This is a genomic window from Endozoicomonas sp. NE40 (assembly GCF_040549045.1).
GTDB lineage: Bacteria > Pseudomonadota > Gammaproteobacteria > Pseudomonadales > Endozoicomonadaceae > Endozoicomonas_A > Endozoicomonas_A lisbonensis.
This window is the reverse complement of the sequence record NZ_JBEWTB010000002.1, coordinates 1,402,248-1,419,999: the sequence shown is the minus strand read 5'-3', so window position 1 is coordinate 1,419,999 and position 17,752 is coordinate 1,402,248. Positions and strand designations below refer to the sequence as shown.

Below are 17,752 nucleotides of genomic sequence, written 5' to 3'. Positions count from 1 at the left end.
ATGGTTAGTGCTTTTGAAATAAGCGGGAAGATTAATCATCTTCCCGCTATGCACTTATGCTGTTTCTTCTACTGACTGATCCGTACGGATTTTTTCAACGATAGCTGTCGTTGAACAGTTATCCAGAAACGCCAGCACTTTTACATCACCGCCGTATTCGTAAACGATGTCTGCGCCGACCACTTCGTCAATGCTGTAGTCTCCACCTTTTACCAGTACATCAGGCTTGACCATACGCAACAGGTTTTCCGGAGTGTCTTCATTGAAGCTGACGACCCAGTCTACCGCTTCCAGACCTGCCAGCACCGCCATACGACGATCTTCGGTATTAATGGGGCGACCTTCGCCTTTCAGACGCTTAACAGAGTCATCACTGTTGATGGCCAGTACCAGACGATCACCCTGCTTGCGTGCCTGTTCCAGATAACCCACATGCCCGGCATGGATGATATCGAAACAACCATTAGTAAAGACGATTTTTTCACCGTGGGCGCGGGCATCTTCAATGGCGATAATCAACTGGTCAGTCGTAACAACACCACGCTCTGCGCCCAGCTCACGGTTCACTTCACGGCGCAGCTCGGGCATGCTGATGGTGGCCGTACCCAGTTTGCCCACCACAATGCCTGCCGCAATGTTGGCAATGGCCGCAGCCTGGGGCAGTTCAGAACCCGCTGCCAGCGCTGCTGCCAGAGTAGAAATAACAGTGTCGCCTGCACCGGTCACATCGAACACTTCCCGGGCTCGTGCAGGCAGGTGAACTTCCTGACGGTCTTTGCAGATCAGGGTCATGCCGTGTTCACTGCGGGTAATCAGCAGGGCTTCCAGCTCCAGTTCCTGCATCAGCTTCTGGCCTTTGTCGACCAGCTCCTGTTCGTCTTTGCAGTGACCGACAACGGTTTCAAATTCATGCAGGTTTGGCGTGATCACGGTGGCTCCGCGATAGCGCTCAAAGTCGGTACCTTTAGGGTCCACCAGAACCGGAATATTGCGGGCGCGAGCTGTGCGAATCAGCTGCTGGTGGTTTTGCAGTGTGCCTTTGTTGTAGTCAGACAGTACCACTGCACCCATGTTGTCCAGCAGGGCTGCGGTTTTCTCTTCCAGAATATCGCTACTCAGGCTGTGAAACGCTTCTTCATGATCCAGGCGAATCAGCTGCTGGTGCTGGCTGATAACACGCAGTTTGGTGATGGTCGGGGCATCCGACATACGGGCAAAGTCGCAGAAAACCCCTGCTGCTTCAAGTCGGGTTTGCAGAGCGTCAGCCGCTTCGTCGTCACCGGTTGCTGCAATCAGCCATGCAGGCGCGCCCAGTGAGGCAATGTTCAGGGCAACGTTACCGGCGCCACCCGGACGGTCTTCCACCTGACCAATACGAACAACCGGTACCGGGGCTTCCGGAGAGATTCGTGAAGTCGCACCATGCCAGTAGCGGTCCAGCATTACGTCGCCAACCACCAGGACCCGGGCCTGGTCGAAACGGGGCAGAGTCAATTTCATTCAGTGTATTCCACTTTCATTTTTGCCTTCCTGTGGAAGGCGAGGTGCTGGTCGTATTGACCAGCCCTCACATCGAACAGGGTTAAAACAGTATCAGGCTGGCGTCTGTTATTACAGTTCCAGCAGGGCTTCCTGATCTTCCTTAAACTGCAGTTTGTGCAGTTTGGCGTAGTGTCCACCTTTGGCCAGCAATTCGGCATGGTTGCCGGTTTCGATAATCTGGCCCTTATCCATCACCAGAATCCGGTCGGCATTTTCAATGGTGGACAGCCGGTGGGCAATGACCAGCGTGGTTCGTCCTTTCATCACCTCTTCCAGTGCTGCCTGTATATGGCGTTCGGATTCAGTATCCAGCGCCGAGGTCGCTTCATCGAGAATAAGAACCGGGGCGTCTTTTAAAATTGCCCTGGCAATTGCCAGCCGCTGACGCTGACCACCGGAGAGCAGTACACCGTCTTCACCAACCAGAGTGTCAAAGCCTTCTGTCATGTTGGCCACAAACTCGCTGGCATAAGCTGCATCGGCAGCCGCTTTAATGTCGGCTTCACTGGTTTTATCCAGCAAACCATAGGCGATGTTCCGGCTGACCGTGTCGTTAAACAGGGTGACATTCTGGTCGACCAGGGCGATATGACTACGCAGGTTTCTCAGGGTAAAGTCTTCGACATCGGTGCCGTCCAGCAGAATCTGCCCCTGTCCATGATTGTAAAAGCGGGGTACCAGATTAGCCAGAGTGGTTTTGCCCGAACCGGAACGGCCCACCAGGGCTATGGTCTGACCGGGTTCTACGGCAAAGCTGATATTGTCCAGTGCAGGACGGTCTGCATTTGGATACTGGAAGGTGACGTTTTTGAATTCCAGACGACCTTCGACTTTCTCAGAGGTGAAGGAACCATGGTCAGGCTCAGGCGTTTCATCCGCCATTTTAAAGATACTTTCTGCAGCGGCAATACCCCTTTGTATATTGGCATTGACTTCACTGAGCTGACGAATAGGTTTTGGGAGCAGGGGCAGCTGCGGTCACAAAACTGACCAGAGAGGCAGTGGTTGCATCACCCTTCAGCCAGAGTACCAGAAAGAACAGGATCGCAAGGGCGGAATTAACCAGCAGTTGCAGGGTTGGGGTGTGAATAGCTGAAGCCTTGGTCATTTTCAGGCTTTGTCGGGTATTTTTGGTACTGGCTCCACTAAAACGATCGCTTTCGTAGTCTTCACCACCAAAGCCCCGCACGACTCTGTAGCCATTAATGGTTTCAGAGCTGACATGGGTCAGGTCACCCATCGAATCCTGAATTTTGGAACTCAGTTTGCGGAAACGTTTGCTGGCTGTCGTAACAACCAGCGCAATCAATGGGCCAACAGCGAAGAACACCAGCGTCAGCTGCCAGTTAGTCATCAGCAGGTACAGGATCAGGAAAACCACGGTCAGGCCTTCACGAACCACCACCTTGATGGCGTCGGTAGCGGCGGTGGTCACCATGCTGACGTTGTAGGTGATACGGGCTATAAGATGACCGGAGTTGTTGTTGTCGAAATATTCATTAGGCAGTTGCACCATGTGGTTGAACATCAGGCAGCGGAGGTCATGAACGATATTCATACCCACCTTTGCGAGGTAGTAGTTACCCATAAAAGAGCCAATGCCACGCAAAATAGCAATAACGGTCATAACGACTGGTATCAGTACCGCAGAAGCAAACACTTCAACGGGAATAAAGCCACCCAGGTCTTTGCTGATGGTGGCATGGCTGCCTTCCAGGGCTTCTACAAAGTATTCCAACAGCCGGGCAAAGGCAGGCTGGCTTAATGCAAACAGGGCGTAGCCGAGCAGGCTGATAACAAAGAAGCCGGTATAGGGCTTTACATAGGCCAGTAGCCGCAGATAAATCTGCAGGCCACTGGCCTTGGCTGGTTCTGACATGGCCATTAAAATCAATCAGTTAAAGTGTTCGCTATTGTGGATGAAGTCACAGCATTGCTCAATGCAAACCGAGTCAAGACTATGAAAAAGCGGCAAGCCGGGAATATTAGCACAAATGTGCAATGGGGATGGGTATTGGGCATCCTGATAACGGGTCGTGTTTCAAAAAGGTCGTTACCACCTGCTTGAGATAAACTCCCCGATAACCTTATTATGCAGTTCTTCTGAGCGGAAAAAGCAGAAAATGAGTGACACCACTCTTCAGTTTTTCCGTAGGGTTCAACACCTGAGGATTTCTTAACCATTGCAAAAAATGCAACGGTTCATCGCAGCGGAAGAACAGGCAACAGCGCCAGACAACAGGTATCCCATGACTGATCAACCACCTTCACGCAAAACGGATAGCCCGGAACTGCTCCAAGCCATCCGTGGCGTATTAAGTCAGGCACGGCAACATCTTCAACAGACCGTCAATAGCACAATGGTACAGGCCTACTGGCAGGTGGGGCGGTTGATCGTTAAGGAAGAGCAGCAGGGTAAAGAACGCTCGGAATACGGCAAGCAGCAGCTCAAAACCCTGTCACGGCAACTCACCAAAGAGTTCGGAAAAGGATTTGATGTGACTAATTTACGTCGAATGCGTCAGTTTTATCAGACGTTTCCAAAACGAGACGCAGTGCGCCGCGAATTGAGCTGGACACACTATCGCCGCCTGATTCGTATCGACAACCCAAAGGCCAGGGAATGGTATATGCAGGAAGCCATAGATCAGAACTGGAGTGCCAGGGCATTGGAGCGGCAGGTGAGCAAACTCTACTACGAACGCTTGCTGACTACCCGGCATAATAAGCAAAATATCAGACCTGTTCTGAATGAAGCCTCAGAGAAAACATCTGCTCTGGCTGACAGGCCTCAGGATTATTTGCGTGACCCCTATATTCTCGACTTCCTAAATCTGCCTTGTGGCCCAGTTCAGGAAAGTAAGCTGGAGCAGGCTCTGATTAGCAATTTGCAAACTTTTTTACTGGAATTGGGTAGGGGTTTTGCCTTTGTAGAGCGACAGCAGCGGATCAGTACGGAAGATCAGGACTTTTATATTGATCTTGTGTTCTACCACTTCAAACTCAAATGTTTTCTACTGATCGATTTGAAAATTGGCAAACTCAGTCATCAGGATGTGGGGCAGATGGATACGTATGTTCGCATTTATGACCAGCACCGCAAAGGTGATGATGATAATCCAACCGTTGGTTTGATCTTGTGCAGTGAGAAAAGCGAAGCGGTGGCTAAATATTCGGTGTTGACCGGCAGTAAACAGCTGTTTGCCTCCAAATATTTAACATATCTGCCCAGCGAGCAGGAGTTGCAGGAACAGTTGCAGCATGAGCGTTTAGTGTGGCTGGAAAAAGAGAAGGGAGACGAATAATCCGGCTCCGTGTTTTTGCTGTGAATGGAAGCCATTATGCGGTTACGCAATCTTGTAGGAGTTGTTTCCATAGTAACTAAAACTTAATCAAGATTTTTAAAAAATGTAAATTATCACTTATAGAACAATAGTACCCGAAGCATTAGGATGCATTTCTATTCAAACGTTGATGACTAAAGGCTTATGCAGGGTTAGGTGATGGAGCAGCTAGTTGATCCCAAAAAAATTTTTGGAGCCAAACTTCGAAGCCATAGAAAAGAGAATGGTTTTTCTCAAGAAGTTTTGGCTGAGAGGACTGGCCTAAGCAGGGTTTACATCAGTTGTTTGGAACGAGGAAAACAGGACCCGTCTTTAAAAGTTTTAAAAAAACTGGCTCACGGTCTTGGCATAAATGTGTCTGATTTGATTTAGGGTACCACTATGACTGATATTAGGTCTGCGCTTGATAGCGCATTGGCTGACAGCGAAGCTATGGCAAAAAAAACACAGAATTTGGTGCCAACAGCAATTTATGAAAATATAAATAAATGGAATTTTGGAGGTTATGGCTGGACTTCTCCCGTTAATTTGTTTCTTACAGCAGCTTGGTATAAATGGTTGAATCCTGAGCAGGATGTTTGTCGAATCTGGTCTCAACACCATGATAAGACAAGAATAGAGGGAGGGTTTGCTATCAGGTCCAACGATGAAAACTATACAGTGCCTTTGGTAAACAAAGCTAGGATCGCTCAAGGTTTTTGTTCTCCTAATTCTGGTATGCAAGGTTCTAGAGCTATTGAGAAAATGCGCTCTGCTGAGCGAATTAATAGGAACGAAGCTATTGAACAGTCTGTGAAGTTTGATATGGCCTTGTTCCAGAACATTATGAACGATATTAATGACTGTTCCTCAGATGAAGCGCACCAATGTTTCTGTTATCTGCTAAGCATTGGACTGAAAATAAGAAAGGGTAGGGAAACTGAACAAAATAAATTGTTAAGCCTGTCTGGTAAGTCCGGTAAGTCATTTACTGATCTTCTTAAGTTTGCAGATGATATTTCAGACCCCCAGTTTATCAAGCTGTTGGTGGTTTCATTGATGACCCCGTTTGTATTGAATACGCACAAAAGTTTGATATTGGAAGGTGTAGAGGGTCATAAAACAGCAGCTGACTCTCAGTCTAAAGCTCCTGGGGATTTTTGGTTCAACAATCAGGATGGTGTTGCGGAAGTAGGTGTAGAGGTAAAAGATAAAACCAAAACCATTGGCTTTGAAATATTAGGAGCTATTGAGAACAGAAAGAAAAATAATAGCGGAATGAAGTACTATTTTGCAGTGTCAGCAGCAAAAATTGCAGTGAAGGAGTATGTTGCAAAAGACCGTCTTTGGGCTGAATACATTAATAGATTGAGAGATGACTTCGATATTGCTGTTTTGCCTTTAAGTGTTTATGACTTGGTGGCTTTGGCATCATTTAATGGAGCCTCTGTTACAGATGTCATGAGTGACTTAAATAAACATCTTGTAACAGCTATCGATCTTAAAAAAGAAACCCTAAAACAGTGGCTTTCTTTTTATTCTTAAGCAAAGCTAGCAAAAGGTGTCCTGAAAAGGACACCCCGCCAGTCGGCTCTATGTTATGCAGTTAAGATGTCTGCTGTTTTGTGCCTGCCTTTTTCTATCCAGGTTACATAGCTATGAGACTTGCTACTCAGGGAGAATGGGTAACAAGCTTTAAAATAGCCCTCCTTAATAGCCCGGTTTGTCTCATGAGTTCTGACGTCAAAATTATGTTCTCTCAATTGTCTGGATAGAAGCCTGGCGATTTCTTTATCAGGGTTGATTGCTGATAGAGCTTGCTCTTTTGATAAAAAATGAAAGCCAACCATTTTTTCAAAAAAGTCAACAATGAACTGTTCGTGTTCAGTAAGCTGCTGTAGCTTTTTTACTGACAGTCGTAGCCTGAATTTCGGATATGGTTCAGTAAAATGTCCATACAACGGTTGTAAGTTTTCATAGCTGCTGCTCAGGTTTACAGCCTCATGGATGCTGTCCCATAAAATATCCAACTTAAAAATATCACTGGTAGAGATTGTTGCATCAATTTGTTTGAACTCGCACCCAGCTAACTCTGTAAACATCAAATTGAGTTGGTATTCTATCTTGGGTTGGTGGCTACCCTGTTCATTTACGTGAATAACCCAGTCTCCAGCATTAAGGTTTCCTGATATTTTGAACTGAATATTATCTTTGTATCGAATCACGTCTTCAAAGATCATCGACTTATTGTAATGTTTTTTTCCTATCAGGGAGAGCTGATCGCTTACTGTGTTTTGTGTTGTAAGTTTTCTAGTTTTTTTAGACTTCATTGCTTTCCTTGCGCCATGTGAAAGCGAAAAACCTTCAGGCATAAGGTCTACATTGGAATCTTCTCCGAAAAGCTGTTTCTTAACAGCGAGCCCAAGTTGTTTAGCCATTTTTGGAGATACAGAGTTACCAATCTGTTTGGTTGCTTCTGCTTTTGAGTCGATCATTTTGTAGTCATCAGGGAATCCTTGTAATCTCTTCAGTTCGCATACGTGAAGCTTTCGATTTTTCCAGTGGAATGGCCCATCGTATTTTCCTTGATTGGCAACAATTGTTTTTGATAATTGATCTGGTGACAACTTATATAAAAAACCGGAAAATTTAGAGCGCCAAGCAAACCTGGGCGATGGGTGTCCCATTTTTTCAGTGTAAAATGAATAATTCATACCAGGAGGGATGTCTGGAATCAGGTGACCATATTTTCCTGTATAGGGCGGAACTATTTCGTTAGGATCATCTAAGTCATCCAGGGCTTGACCGGCAGTGACATAATCTTTTCTGTCTAGGCTATCAGGGCCGTGTGTTGGCAGAGGAAAAGCAAAGTCAGCTTCAAGGTCCTCCCTGATACCAACCATGATGACCCTCTCTCTATGCTGTGCTACACCATAATCAGCAGCATCAAGCACCATGTACTTCAAACGGTAGCCAACCTGCTCAAAGCTTTTTTTGATGGTGTTCCAGTCGTCAGACTTATTTGCTTGTAAAATTCCCTTGACGTTTTCAAAGAGGAAGCCCTTAGGCTGGAAGTGTTCCAGAAATTTGCAGTAATACCAGAACAACGAGCCTCTTGTATCGTTTATACCATAAACGCCTCCAGCACGACGGCCTGCAGCAGAAAAGCTCTGGCATGGAGGCCCCCCGATAATAAAATCTATGGAGTCCAGGCTAAGCGACTCTGGGGCTGTTTTTGTAATATCGTTGTTAAATATTTGGCATTGGTCACCAACGTAGTGTCCTTTATTCATTTGCAAGGTTCCACAGGATGGTTTGTCAATTTCCAAACAAGCAACAATGTCAAAGCCAGCTTCCTTGAAGCCAATGTCTAGTCCGCCACCGCCAGTGAAAAGAGAAAGAACTTTCATATATGCTTTTTTACTCTGTTTTGTTCGAATGGTTGCCTGAGCTTGCTGCTTCAATTTTGGTGGAGGCTCCAGTCCCGCCTTTTTCTATATAAGCTTTGACAGAACTGAGGAAAAACTCCTTGAGGGTTAGCCCATCTATAGATAGCTGTGCATATAACTGTTTTTTCAAGGAGACATCGATATCAACGACGACTCTGCCGCTATTACTTCTGCTCATAACAATGTGACTTAGGTTACTTATGTTACATCTTTGTCTTGATTGTTGTTTTTTTCAAGCAGAGAAAAAACCTATTCACTATGTGGAAAAGCCTGCCGGGAACCCACAAGCACAGGTGAGCTGGCACAGCTCTGAGCTGTGGTTGCCCTGATGGTACGCCAAAATTCGAATACGTTACTAAGGCTACTAAGGCGATTGATATGAGCATTTTTCATCGGTATGCGTTAATATTCAGCGCTTTTTAATTTTCCCCGGTTATTACAGGTAGATTTCAGGTGATGCGGCGGCTGTTTGGCAAGCGACTTTCTGACAGGGATTTTCAGGCCTTGTGCAAGGGCGCAGAGGTTATCGAGCGCGATGGGGACGGCGATAAAGTCCTGCGTCTGAACGATGGCTCGTTCCTGAAACTGTTTATGGTAAAAAGCCGGTTCAGCTCTGCCCGGTTCCTGCCCTATTCTGTTCGTTTTGCACGAAATGCCGACAGGCTGCATCAACTGAATATTCCGACGGTAGAGATAATTAACTGCTACCGTATACCTTCTGTTGCAAGAACCGCAGTGCATTATCAGCCTCTACCAGGCAAAACCCTGCGGCAGGCGCTGCCTCTGGTCAGCGCACAGCAGAGGCAGCAGTTACTGGCAGACAATGCCCGACTGATCGCCAGAATGCACAGGCTGGGCGTGTATTTTCGCTCTGCACACCTGGGCAATATTGTGCAGCAGCCCGATGGAACTCTCGGGTTGATCGATATTGCCGATATGCGCTTTAGCTTCGGCGCTCTGAAAAAAGAGCTGTGCTTGAGGAATTTCTGTCACATGGCCCGTTACGAGGCCGATGTGGCTTACCTGCTTGAAAATAACACATTCCCTTCGGTGTACGCGGAACAGGCCAATATAGACGCTGAAGAAGTGACCCGTGTTATTCAGTCAGGGACTGTAAACGAGATTTGATGAGAGAAAGAAAGTGATAGAAAAACTTCGTAATATTGCGATTATCGCGCACGTTGACCACGGTAAAACGACGCTGGTAGACAAACTGCTGCAGCAGTCAGGCACTTTGGGTCGCAAGGATCAGGGTGCTGAGCGCATCATGGACTCCAACGACCAGGAAAAAGAGCGCGGCATTACCATTCTGGCGAAAAACACGGCGATCAACTGGCAGGATTTCCACATCAATATTGTGGACACGCCGGGACACGCTGATTTCGGTGGTGAGGTAGAGCGGGTTCTGTCCATGGTGGACTCCGTATTGCTGCTGGTAGACGCCGTGGATGGCCCAATGCCCCAGACGCGTTTTGTAACCCAGAAGGCGTTTGAACAGGGACTGCGCCCGATTGTGGTGATCAACAAGATTGACCGCCCGGGCGCCCGTCCAGACTGGGTAATGGATGAAGTGTTTGACCTGTTTGACCGTCTGGGTGCGACGGAAGAACAACTGGACTTCCCGGTCATTTACGCTTCTGCCCTGAACGGTATTGCCGGTGATGACCCTGAGAACATGGCGGAAGACATGACGCCACTGTTCGAGATGATTACCAGCAATGTACCGGCTCCAAAAGTTGATGTTGAAGCACCTTTCCAGATGCAGGTGTCTGCCCTGGATTACAGCAGCTTCCTGGGTGTTATCGGTGTGGGTCGTATCACCCGTGGTACCTTGAAGCCTTCCACTCCGATCAAGCTGATTGGTGCCGATGGCAATGTACGCAGCGCCAAAATTCTGAAAGTGATGGGCCATCTGGGTCTGGAGCGTGTTGACGTAGAAGAGGCTCGTGCGGGAGATATCGTTTGTGTGACCGGTATCGACAAGCTGAATATCTCTGACACCCTGTGCCACCCGGATAATGTTGAAGCGCTGCCACCACTGACTGTAGATGAGCCAACGGTCAGCATGACCTTCCAGGTGAACGACTCTCCGTTTGCCGGTCAGGATGGCAAGTACGTGACCTCCCGTAATATTAAGGATCGTCTGGAGCAGGAACTGCTGCACAACGTTGCCCTGCGGGTAGAGCCGGGCGACAGTGCCGACAAGTTCAAGGTATCAGGCCGTGGTGAGCTGCACCTGTCTGTTCTGATTGAAACCATGCGTCGTGAAGGCTTCGAGCTGGGTGTTTCCCGTCCTGAAGTGGTGGTACGCGAAGTCGACGGTGTCAAACAGGAACCTTACGAACAGGTGGTGATTGACATCGAAGAAGAACATCAGGGTTCCCTGATGGAAGAGATGGGTCTGCGTAAAGCCGAACTGACCAATATGGTACCAGACGGCAAAGGTCGTGTACGTCTGGAATTCGTCATGCCAGCCCGTGGCCTGATCGGTTTCCGTTCCCAGTTCCTGACCATGACATCCGGTAGCGGTATCCTGACCAATGTCTTTGATCACTACGGTGTCGTAAAAGACGGTGAAGTGACTCATCGCCAGAACGGTGTGCTGGTTTCCATGGTAAACGGCAAGGTACTGGGTTATGCCCTGTGGAACCTGCAAGACCGTGGTCGTTTGTTCCTGCCGCCTAACGTTGACGTGTATGAAGGCCAGATCATCGGTCTGCACAACCGTGACAATGACCTGGTGGTTAACCCGACCAAAGGCAAGCAACTGACCAACGTTCGTGCGTCTGGCTCTGATGAAAACATTCAGCTGACACCACCTATTCGTCACTCTCTGGAACAGGCTCTGGAATTCATCGACGACGATGAACTGGTAGAGGTAACACCTAACCACATTCGCCTGCGTAAGAAGTTCCTGAAAGAACATGAGCGCAAGCGTGCCAGCCGTTCTAAATAATTATTGCGACTGGTATTAACAGCATTTGCTGTGGGAGGAGGCTTTGTGCCTCCTTTGCTGCCTGAACATTCTGGTCAGTGAGTAACCATAAGCCATCAACCTGCAGCTCGAAGTCCTTGAAATTTTGCATTCGATTGTACCCGGCTATAGCCATTCACTCAGCAGCTTTTTAACGGCTTGTTTGTGCATAATCCCCTGCCATTCTGAAGGTCAGACTGTAATCGTTTACAGCGCTACTGGCTGACCATTTTCAATTAGAATGAAGCCATAACGTTCCTTCGCAGTTTCTGGCCGGATCGTTATGCGTTTCATTTAATATCCTTATGGTCAGCAGTCAGCTTACTCTGTCCCACAACAGATGCTGCTGACTCTTTTTTTATAAAGATCATGGATTACGAACAGACACGCCTTAAAATTGTTCAGAACTTAAAACAATCCCCTCTGCAGCGTGCAGGCCTGGTAAAAGTGTATTTACCGATTGACTATGAGTGCTCAATTAACACTTACCCTGTTCTCTACATGCATGACGGTCAAAACCTTTTCTACCCGGGGTCCCCTGTTTCAGGTGCCAGCTGGCAGGCAGGTGAACAGCTCGACCAGCTGCAGAAAACAGGCATCACATCAGGGGTCATTCTGGTTGCTATTGACTGTTCTGTTGAGGACGCCGGACTTGATCGCATGAGTGAGTATTCACCATGGTATGCTGCGCCAGCCGTTGGGCTGAATCACTGGCAAAACCAGAAACTGACCAGGGGTGGCAAAGGTGACCTTTACACTGACTGGTTAACCCGGACACTGAAACCATTTATAGATCAGCATTTCAGAACCCGCCCGGGTCGGGAAACAACTCTGATCGCAGGTAGTTCAATGGGGGCAGTAATCAGCCTTTATACGGCTCTGAAATACCCGGATATCTTCAGTAATGTGGGTGCCATGTCCCCTGCTTTCTGGTTTGCAGAAAAACCACTCAGGACGTTTATTGATGAGACTGATTTTGTTAAATCACTCTCCATCTACATGGATATTGGCACCAGAGAAACCAGCGATTCATCATTGCAGTGCTTTCCCGATATCTACCTTGAGGGTGTCCGGTCATTCTACCAGCAATTGTCCCGGAAACCCTTTACCAGACGGCTGTGCCTGAACATTGACCACGAAGGTATGCATTCAGAGAAAGACTGGGCAAAGCGGTTCCCTGACATGCTGCGATGGTTACTGAAATCAGACCTGTAATCGTTTACAGAAAATAAAACGACACGGCTTTATGTAGGTAAAAGAGTCATTGTCAGTACTTGCGGGATGTATGCAACGGCAGGCTGTTAGCCTGCCTGTCCCGGTTATCGGGATCCCAGTTGAGGTTTAGTGGTTTTCTCTGTCGCTTTGACTTCTACTGAGCGGGTTTTCAGGGTATGTTTTAGTAATGGTTGACTTGCCAGTTTGTGACCATTAGTCGCATTTGAAGGAATACCCATGCATACGCTCTACCCTGCCATCAAACCTTACGCCACCCATTTTCTGAAAGTGGATAAGCTTCATGAACTGTATGTCGAGGAGAGTGGTAGCCCGGATGGCATTCCGGTTCTGTTTATTCATGGTGGTCCCGGGGCAGGGAGTACAGAAAAGTCCCGGCGCTTTTTTGATCCGGAAAAGTACCGGATTATTGTTTTCGACCAGCGTGGCTGTGGTCATTCCAGACCGCATCTGGAACTGAAAGACAACACCACTCAGCATCTGGTTGAGGATATTGAAAAGATTCGCACTTTTCTCAAAGTAGACAGCTGGGTGCTGTTTGGAGGTTCCTGGGGATCGACTTTGTCTCTGGTCTATGCCCAGGCTCATCCGGCAAAGGTTAAGGGGCTTATCCTACGCGGCATCTTTCTTGCCCGGCAGCAGGATCAGGACTGGCTTTACAAGCCTGATGGTGCCGCCCGGATCTTTCCTGACCACTGGGCGCATTTTGAAGAGATTATTCCTGAAAAAGAACGCGGCGATATGCTGAAGGCGTATCATCGTCGTTTAATGGGAGATAACGAACTGGCCCGTATGAATGCCGCCAAACACTGGTCTCTCTGGGAAGGCAGAATCAGTTCACTGCGACCCAGTCAGGAGATGGAAGATGAAGCGGCTGACCCACACTTCGCTATGGCTATCGCACGGATTGAAGCCCACTACTTTGTTAATGATGCCTTTTTAAAACCGGGACAAATCATCAGTAACATGGGGCTGATCGACCAGATTCCCGGCATTATCATTCATGGTCGTTACGATATGGTCTGTCCACTGGATAATGCATCAGAACTTGCCAGACACTGGACGAAGGCCGAGTTGCTGGTGATTCGGGATGCCGGCCATGCTGCCAGTGAAGCATCTATTACCGATGCTCTGGTGCGCGCTTCGGACAAGTTTGCCCGCCAGTTCGAAGCCTAGCCGGCTTTAATCGTAACAAGCAAGGAGAGAGTTCTCTCCGATTAATTAAAGCGCACATACGGCTTCTCTGGCCTGATATTCCGCCGTCAGTCGTTTCCAGAACTGCCTCCGGCGCCTTTTGGTTTGGCTGATAGCTCTGAGCTGTACGTGCTGCTTCCACCGTATGGATTGTCTGTAGGTCGGAAGTAACCATATGGTTCAGGTGAGAAGCCATCCAAAGGAGCCAGATAATAGGGTGTGTCGCCAGTGTGGGTTGTCCATCCGTGAGTGGTATTACTGGTCGGATTGTTCATTTGGGGGCTTTGCCAGCCTACATAAGGTCTATCAGTACTATCAGGATCAAGTAGCCATGAAATGACGTCTGGGGTGAATCTTTGAAAAGGTGGGCTAACTAACGATGGTTCTAGCTTATCCACCGGTACTTCCGTATTGTCTGGGTTCTTGCCTGTTAAAGTTGCTTCCTGATGTAAGCCAAAGTCGGCTGACGCTGGTGAACTATCCTCACTAATCTCTATAGATGGTGGAGTTTGCAGCCTATTGTTGACCGGCCAGCTCTGAAGCAGTGGAGAATTTGGCTTTAATGAGGAGGTTCCAGGCAGACTATATTCTGAGGTCATTGAGTCAGACCGATCAATGGCTGTTGAGCAATACTCCGGCAGAATTTTGGAAGGTGTGTGGAAGTGACTCTGACTGAATCCGATGTTTGTTGAAAGGTTTAATCTGGGTTCCCAATGAGTAGTGGATACCGGTGTCTCAACTCTATCCTTTGCCGGTAGCTGATTAACACGCACAGTAGAAGAGGTACTGGTCAGTGTAGTACTACTCGCTGATGCCCCTGATTTTTGCCGCTTTCGTTGTTTGCTGGATTTTTTATCTTGCTTTGATTTGGAAGAATTAATTCCCCAATAATTGCTTTTAGCTGATTTGTTGAACCCAGTTTTAACGAACTGGGAGTGTAAAGAGAGGTTATGACGGATAGAGTTTTTCCAGTCACCTTTTTTCGCGATATAAGCAGGCTGTTCATTTTGGAACCATTGGTATATTTCGTTAAGCAGCATTTTTTGTCCAGGCGCACTTTCAATCGCTTTCTTAATCATGTCCTTATAGGTAGATACCTGAGAATTTTTTTCACCGGGCATCACGTTTCTCACGGAATAGGTGTTTATGCTCTTGCCTGATGAGATATTACCTGATCTGTATGGTTGAGAGGATGCCTCGGGTTTAAAGGTAGAGCTTCCTGCCCTGGCTGTCGTATACCAGCCAGAGAACAGTGGGGAGCTGGTAGGTGCAGGCTCGCTGCTTACTAAGTATGGGTACTCTTGGGCTGAGGAAGATGGTGTAGAAATGTCCATGGCAGTCAAAATTCCTGTTTAAAATAAATTTCTGCCTGTTTGGATCATTTATTTGTGGAAAATTCAGTGGTGTCAGGAATACTGACCATTTTTGTTACCTCAGCTAACAGGTTGCTTTCTCAGATTATGTAAAAAGCAGAGTTCACTGCGGGTTGCCATTTTTTTGAAGAAACTAAAGGAGTTGATCCGGTTATGCGCGGACTTATTCAGAGGGTTCAGTTTGCCAGTGTAAAAGTTGATGGTGAAACAGTCGGTGAGATTGGTGAGGGGTTGTTATTGTTTCTGGGCGTAGAGAAAGACGACGACCAGGCCAAAGCCGATAAACTGCTGGAAAAGGTGCTGAAGTATCGTGTTTTTTCGGATGAGCAGGGCAAGATGAATCTGGGACTGAAAGATACCGGAGGCGGTCTGCTGATCGTTTCGCAGTTCACTCTGGTGGCTGATACCCGCAAAGGGTTGCGACCCGGTTTCAGTTCAGGAGCCAGCCCTGAACACGGAGAGGCGATGTATGATTATTTTGTCCAGCACGCAAAAACGCTGCATGCTGATGTTGCAACCGGCCAGTTTGCTGCCGATATGAAAGTTTCTCTTCTTAATGATGGCCCGGTGACGTTTAATCTGAACGTGTAAACGTCATCCCCACTGCGCGGGGATGACGATGTGGTAATTACCTGCCGCTAGTTACATCTGCTCGACAGTCTCAATACCCAGCAGATCCAGACCCTGCTTAATGGTTCTGGCGGTCAGGGAACACAGTTGCAGTCGGGAGTTCTTCAGTTCTTCAGAAACGCCTTCCTTGTTCACCGGGCAGGCTTCGTAGAAGCTCATAAAGGCTCCGGACAACTCGTACAGATAACCGCAGACGATGTGTGGCATACCTTCACGGGCTGCCTGTTCAACGGTTTCACTGAAGCGTGCCAGCTTCAGGGACAGTTCGCGCTCGGTTGCTTCACCAATGACGATATCGCCCTGCAGGTCAGACTCGCTGAGACCCGCCTTACGGAAGATGCTCTGTACACGGGTGTAGGCGTACAGCATGTAAGGAGCGGTATTGCCCTCGAAGGCCAGCATGTTGTCCCAGTCGAACACATAGTCGCTGGTGCGGTTCTTGGACAGGTCAGCGTACTTCACGGAACCCATGGCCACCGCTTTGATCACGTTGACTTTCTGCTCTTCGCTCAGGTCGCTGTCCTTGCTGGCGATCAGGCGGGCAGCACGTTCTTCTGCTTCGTTCAGCAGGTCAACCAGTTTAATGGTGGTGCCAGCACGGGTTTTGAACGGCTTGCCGTCTTTGCCCAGCATCATGCCAAATGCGTGGTGCTCCAGTTGCACGTCTTCTGTCGCAAAACCTGCCTTGCGGGCAATGGTGTAAACCTGTTCGAAGTGCTGGCCCTGACGGGCATCAACATAATAAAGGACACGGTCAGCGTTCAGAGTGTGAACACGGTGACGGATAGCCGCGAGGTCGGTGGTAGAGTACAGGAAGCCACCACCGGACTTCTCGACGATCACACCCATCGGGTCGCCGTCTTTGTTTTTGAACTCATCCAGAAAGACCACTTTGGCACCCTGGTCTTCGCTCAGCAGACCTTTGCTGTCCAGTGCCTTGATGATCACTGGCAGGCTGTCGTTGTAGGCGCTTTCGCCCATCACATCACCCGGAGTCAGGGACACGTTCAGGCGCTCATAGACTTCCTGGTTGTGAGAAAGGGTAACGTCGACCAGTCGTCTCCACAGCTTTTTGAAATGTGGTTCACCCGCTTGCAGGCGAACCACGTAGTCACGGGCTTTTGCGGCAAAGGCTTCGTCTTCGTCAAAGCGCTTTTTGGCAGCTTTATAGAAGGTTTCCAGGTCAGACAGTTCCATATCCATGGCTTCTTCCTGGTTGCTCTGTTCGAGTTCTTCCAGGTGAGCAATCAGCATACCGAACTGGGTACCCCAGTCGCCCAGATGGTTCTGGCGGATTACCTTGTGACCCAGAAACTCCAGGGTGCGGGCAGTAGAGTCACCGATGATGGTAGAGCGCAGGTGGCCTACATGCATCTCTTTGGCAACATTGGGGGCAGAGTAGTCCACAATAACGGTCTGCGGCTTTTCTACCTTCTCGACACCAATGCGTTCATCAGACACGGCAGTGTGCAAACCCTTAGACAGAAACTCTGGTGCCAGATAAATATTGATAAAGCCCGGACCGGCAATTTCGGTTTTTTCTGCGATACCGTCCAGATCCAGATGATCAACAACGGTCTGAGCCAGATCACGGGGCTTCTGACCCATTTTCTTGGCAGCTGCCATTACCGCATTGCACTGGTAGTCGCCAAAGTTAGCGCGGGCGCTTGGGCGTACCATGGCAGGCGTGTCTTCTGGAGCACCGGCGGCGTTCAGCGCCTTGATGACTCTGTCTTCAAGCAGCTTGAGAATATTCATGGATGAGTCCTTGATGTGAAACTCGTGTCAATTTTACTTCGACAACCTTCCCGGCCGTCGACAGTCGTTATGTTGGGGTTGCTCTCAGTCGGTTCCCTGAAAAGGTTCGCCCGGAGGGAGAAAACAGGCGGGATAACAGGGGTGAATGAGGGCGATCTTGGCTGCGAATGCTAGCGAAAATAGCGCATTTAAACAACATACATTGACCTGTGAGGCTTGACCTGATGCTGGTTCCAGCGGTGATAATAGGGGCTGAGTGACTCTGTAAGATTGAAG

At 48.4% G+C, this 17,752-nt stretch carries 14 protein-coding genes; 8 read left to right on the top strand and 6 right to left on the bottom strand.

Annotated features, from left to right (window positions below; all coding sequences use genetic code 11):
* Positions 1 to 54: 54 nt before the first annotated feature.
* The 3 genes from hldE to V5J35_RS07295 all read right to left on the bottom strand — a co-directional run bounded on the left by hldE (position 55) and on the right by V5J35_RS07295 (position 3,427).
* On the bottom strand, positions 55 to 1,500 hold the full coding sequence (hldE, locus tag V5J35_RS07305) for a bifunctional D-glycero-beta-D-manno-heptose-7-phosphate kinase/D-glycero-beta-D-manno-heptose 1-phosphate adenylyltransferase HldE (protein WP_354010619.1): 1,446 nt from the start codon (positions 1,498 to 1,500) through the stop codon (positions 55 to 57).
* Positions 1,501 to 1,611: 111 nt separating this feature from the next.
* Positions 1,612 to 2,424, bottom strand: a complete 813-nt coding sequence (locus tag V5J35_RS07300) for an ATP-binding cassette domain-containing protein (RefSeq protein WP_354016303.1) — start codon at positions 2,422 to 2,424, stop codon at positions 1,612 to 1,614.
* 52 nt (positions 2,425 to 2,476) lie between these two features.
* Positions 2,477 to 3,427, bottom strand: coding sequence for an ABC transporter permease (locus V5J35_RS07295; RefSeq protein ID WP_354016302.1), 951 nt, complete (start codon positions 3,425 to 3,427; stop codon positions 2,477 to 2,479).
* A gap of 364 nt (positions 3,428 to 3,791) precedes the next feature.
* Here V5J35_RS07295 and V5J35_RS07290 point away from each other — a divergent pair, with 364 nt between their 5' ends.
* The 3 genes from V5J35_RS07290 to V5J35_RS07280 all read left to right on the top strand — a co-directional run bounded on the left by V5J35_RS07290 (position 3,792) and on the right by V5J35_RS07280 (position 6,410).
* Positions 3,792 to 4,847 carry a PDDEXK nuclease domain-containing protein gene (locus tag V5J35_RS07290; RefSeq protein WP_354010617.1) on the top strand — a complete coding sequence of 352 codons (1,056 nt, stop codon included), beginning with the start codon at positions 3,792 to 3,794 and terminating at the stop codon, positions 4,845 to 4,847.
* Between the two features lie 198 nt (positions 4,848 to 5,045).
* Positions 5,046 to 5,258, top strand: a complete 213-nt coding sequence (locus V5J35_RS07285; protein ID WP_354010616.1) for a helix-turn-helix domain-containing protein — start codon at positions 5,046 to 5,048, stop codon at positions 5,256 to 5,258.
* Positions 5,259 to 5,267: 9 nt separating this feature from the next.
* On the top strand, positions 5,268 to 6,410 hold the full coding sequence (locus V5J35_RS07280; protein WP_354010615.1) for a hypothetical protein: 1,143 nt from the start codon (positions 5,268 to 5,270) through the stop codon (positions 6,408 to 6,410).
* Between the two features lie 53 nt (positions 6,411 to 6,463).
* Here V5J35_RS07280 and V5J35_RS07275 read toward each other — a convergent pair whose 3' ends face one another.
* Positions 6,464 to 8,329, bottom strand: coding sequence for a DNA cytosine methyltransferase (locus V5J35_RS07275; protein WP_354010614.1), 1,866 nt, complete (start codon positions 8,327 to 8,329; stop codon positions 6,464 to 6,466).
* 441 nt (positions 8,330 to 8,770) lie between these two features.
* Here V5J35_RS07275 and V5J35_RS07270 point away from each other — a divergent pair, with 441 nt between their 5' ends.
* From V5J35_RS07270 to pip, 4 genes are all read left to right on the top strand, one after another.
* Positions 8,771 to 9,442 (top strand): protein kinase family protein, encoded by a 672-nt coding sequence (locus V5J35_RS07270; protein WP_354010613.1) that lies wholly within the window; start codon positions 8,771 to 8,773, stop codon positions 9,440 to 9,442.
* 13 nt (positions 9,443 to 9,455) lie between these two features.
* Complete coding sequence (gene typA / locus V5J35_RS07265; protein WP_354010612.1) at positions 9,456 to 11,270, top strand: translational GTPase TypA; 1,815 nt, start codon at positions 9,456 to 9,458, stop codon at positions 11,268 to 11,270.
* Positions 11,271 to 11,657: 387 nt separating this feature from the next.
* Positions 11,658 to 12,503 carry an alpha/beta hydrolase gene (locus tag V5J35_RS07260; RefSeq protein WP_354010611.1) on the top strand — a complete coding sequence of 282 codons (846 nt, stop codon included), beginning with the start codon at positions 11,658 to 11,660 and terminating at the stop codon, positions 12,501 to 12,503.
* 237 nt (positions 12,504 to 12,740) lie between these two features.
* Entirely contained in the window at positions 12,741 to 13,697 is a 957-nt protein-coding gene (gene pip, locus V5J35_RS07255; protein ID WP_354010610.1) for a prolyl aminopeptidase, read from the top strand.
* A gap of 86 nt (positions 13,698 to 13,783) precedes the next feature.
* Here pip and V5J35_RS07250 read toward each other — a convergent pair whose 3' ends face one another.
* Positions 13,784 to 15,049: a hypothetical protein gene (locus V5J35_RS07250; protein ID WP_354010609.1), complete on the bottom strand. Its 1,266-nt coding sequence runs from the start codon at positions 15,047 to 15,049 to the stop codon at positions 13,784 to 13,786.
* Positions 15,050 to 15,241: 192 nt separating this feature from the next.
* On the opposite strand from V5J35_RS07250, the gene dtd reads away from it, so the two are divergent.
* Complete coding sequence (gene dtd / locus V5J35_RS07245) at positions 15,242 to 15,679, top strand: D-aminoacyl-tRNA deacylase (RefSeq protein WP_354010608.1); 438 nt, start codon at positions 15,242 to 15,244, stop codon at positions 15,677 to 15,679.
* A 51-nt stretch (positions 15,680 to 15,730) separates the two neighbouring features.
* Here the strand turns inward: dtd and argS are convergent, their stop codons facing one another.
* A complete protein-coding gene (gene argS, locus V5J35_RS07240) occupies positions 15,731 to 17,476 on the bottom strand; it encodes an arginine--tRNA ligase (RefSeq protein ID WP_354010607.1) in 1,746 nt (581 codons plus the stop codon).
* Positions 17,477 to 17,752 lie beyond the last annotated feature (276 nt).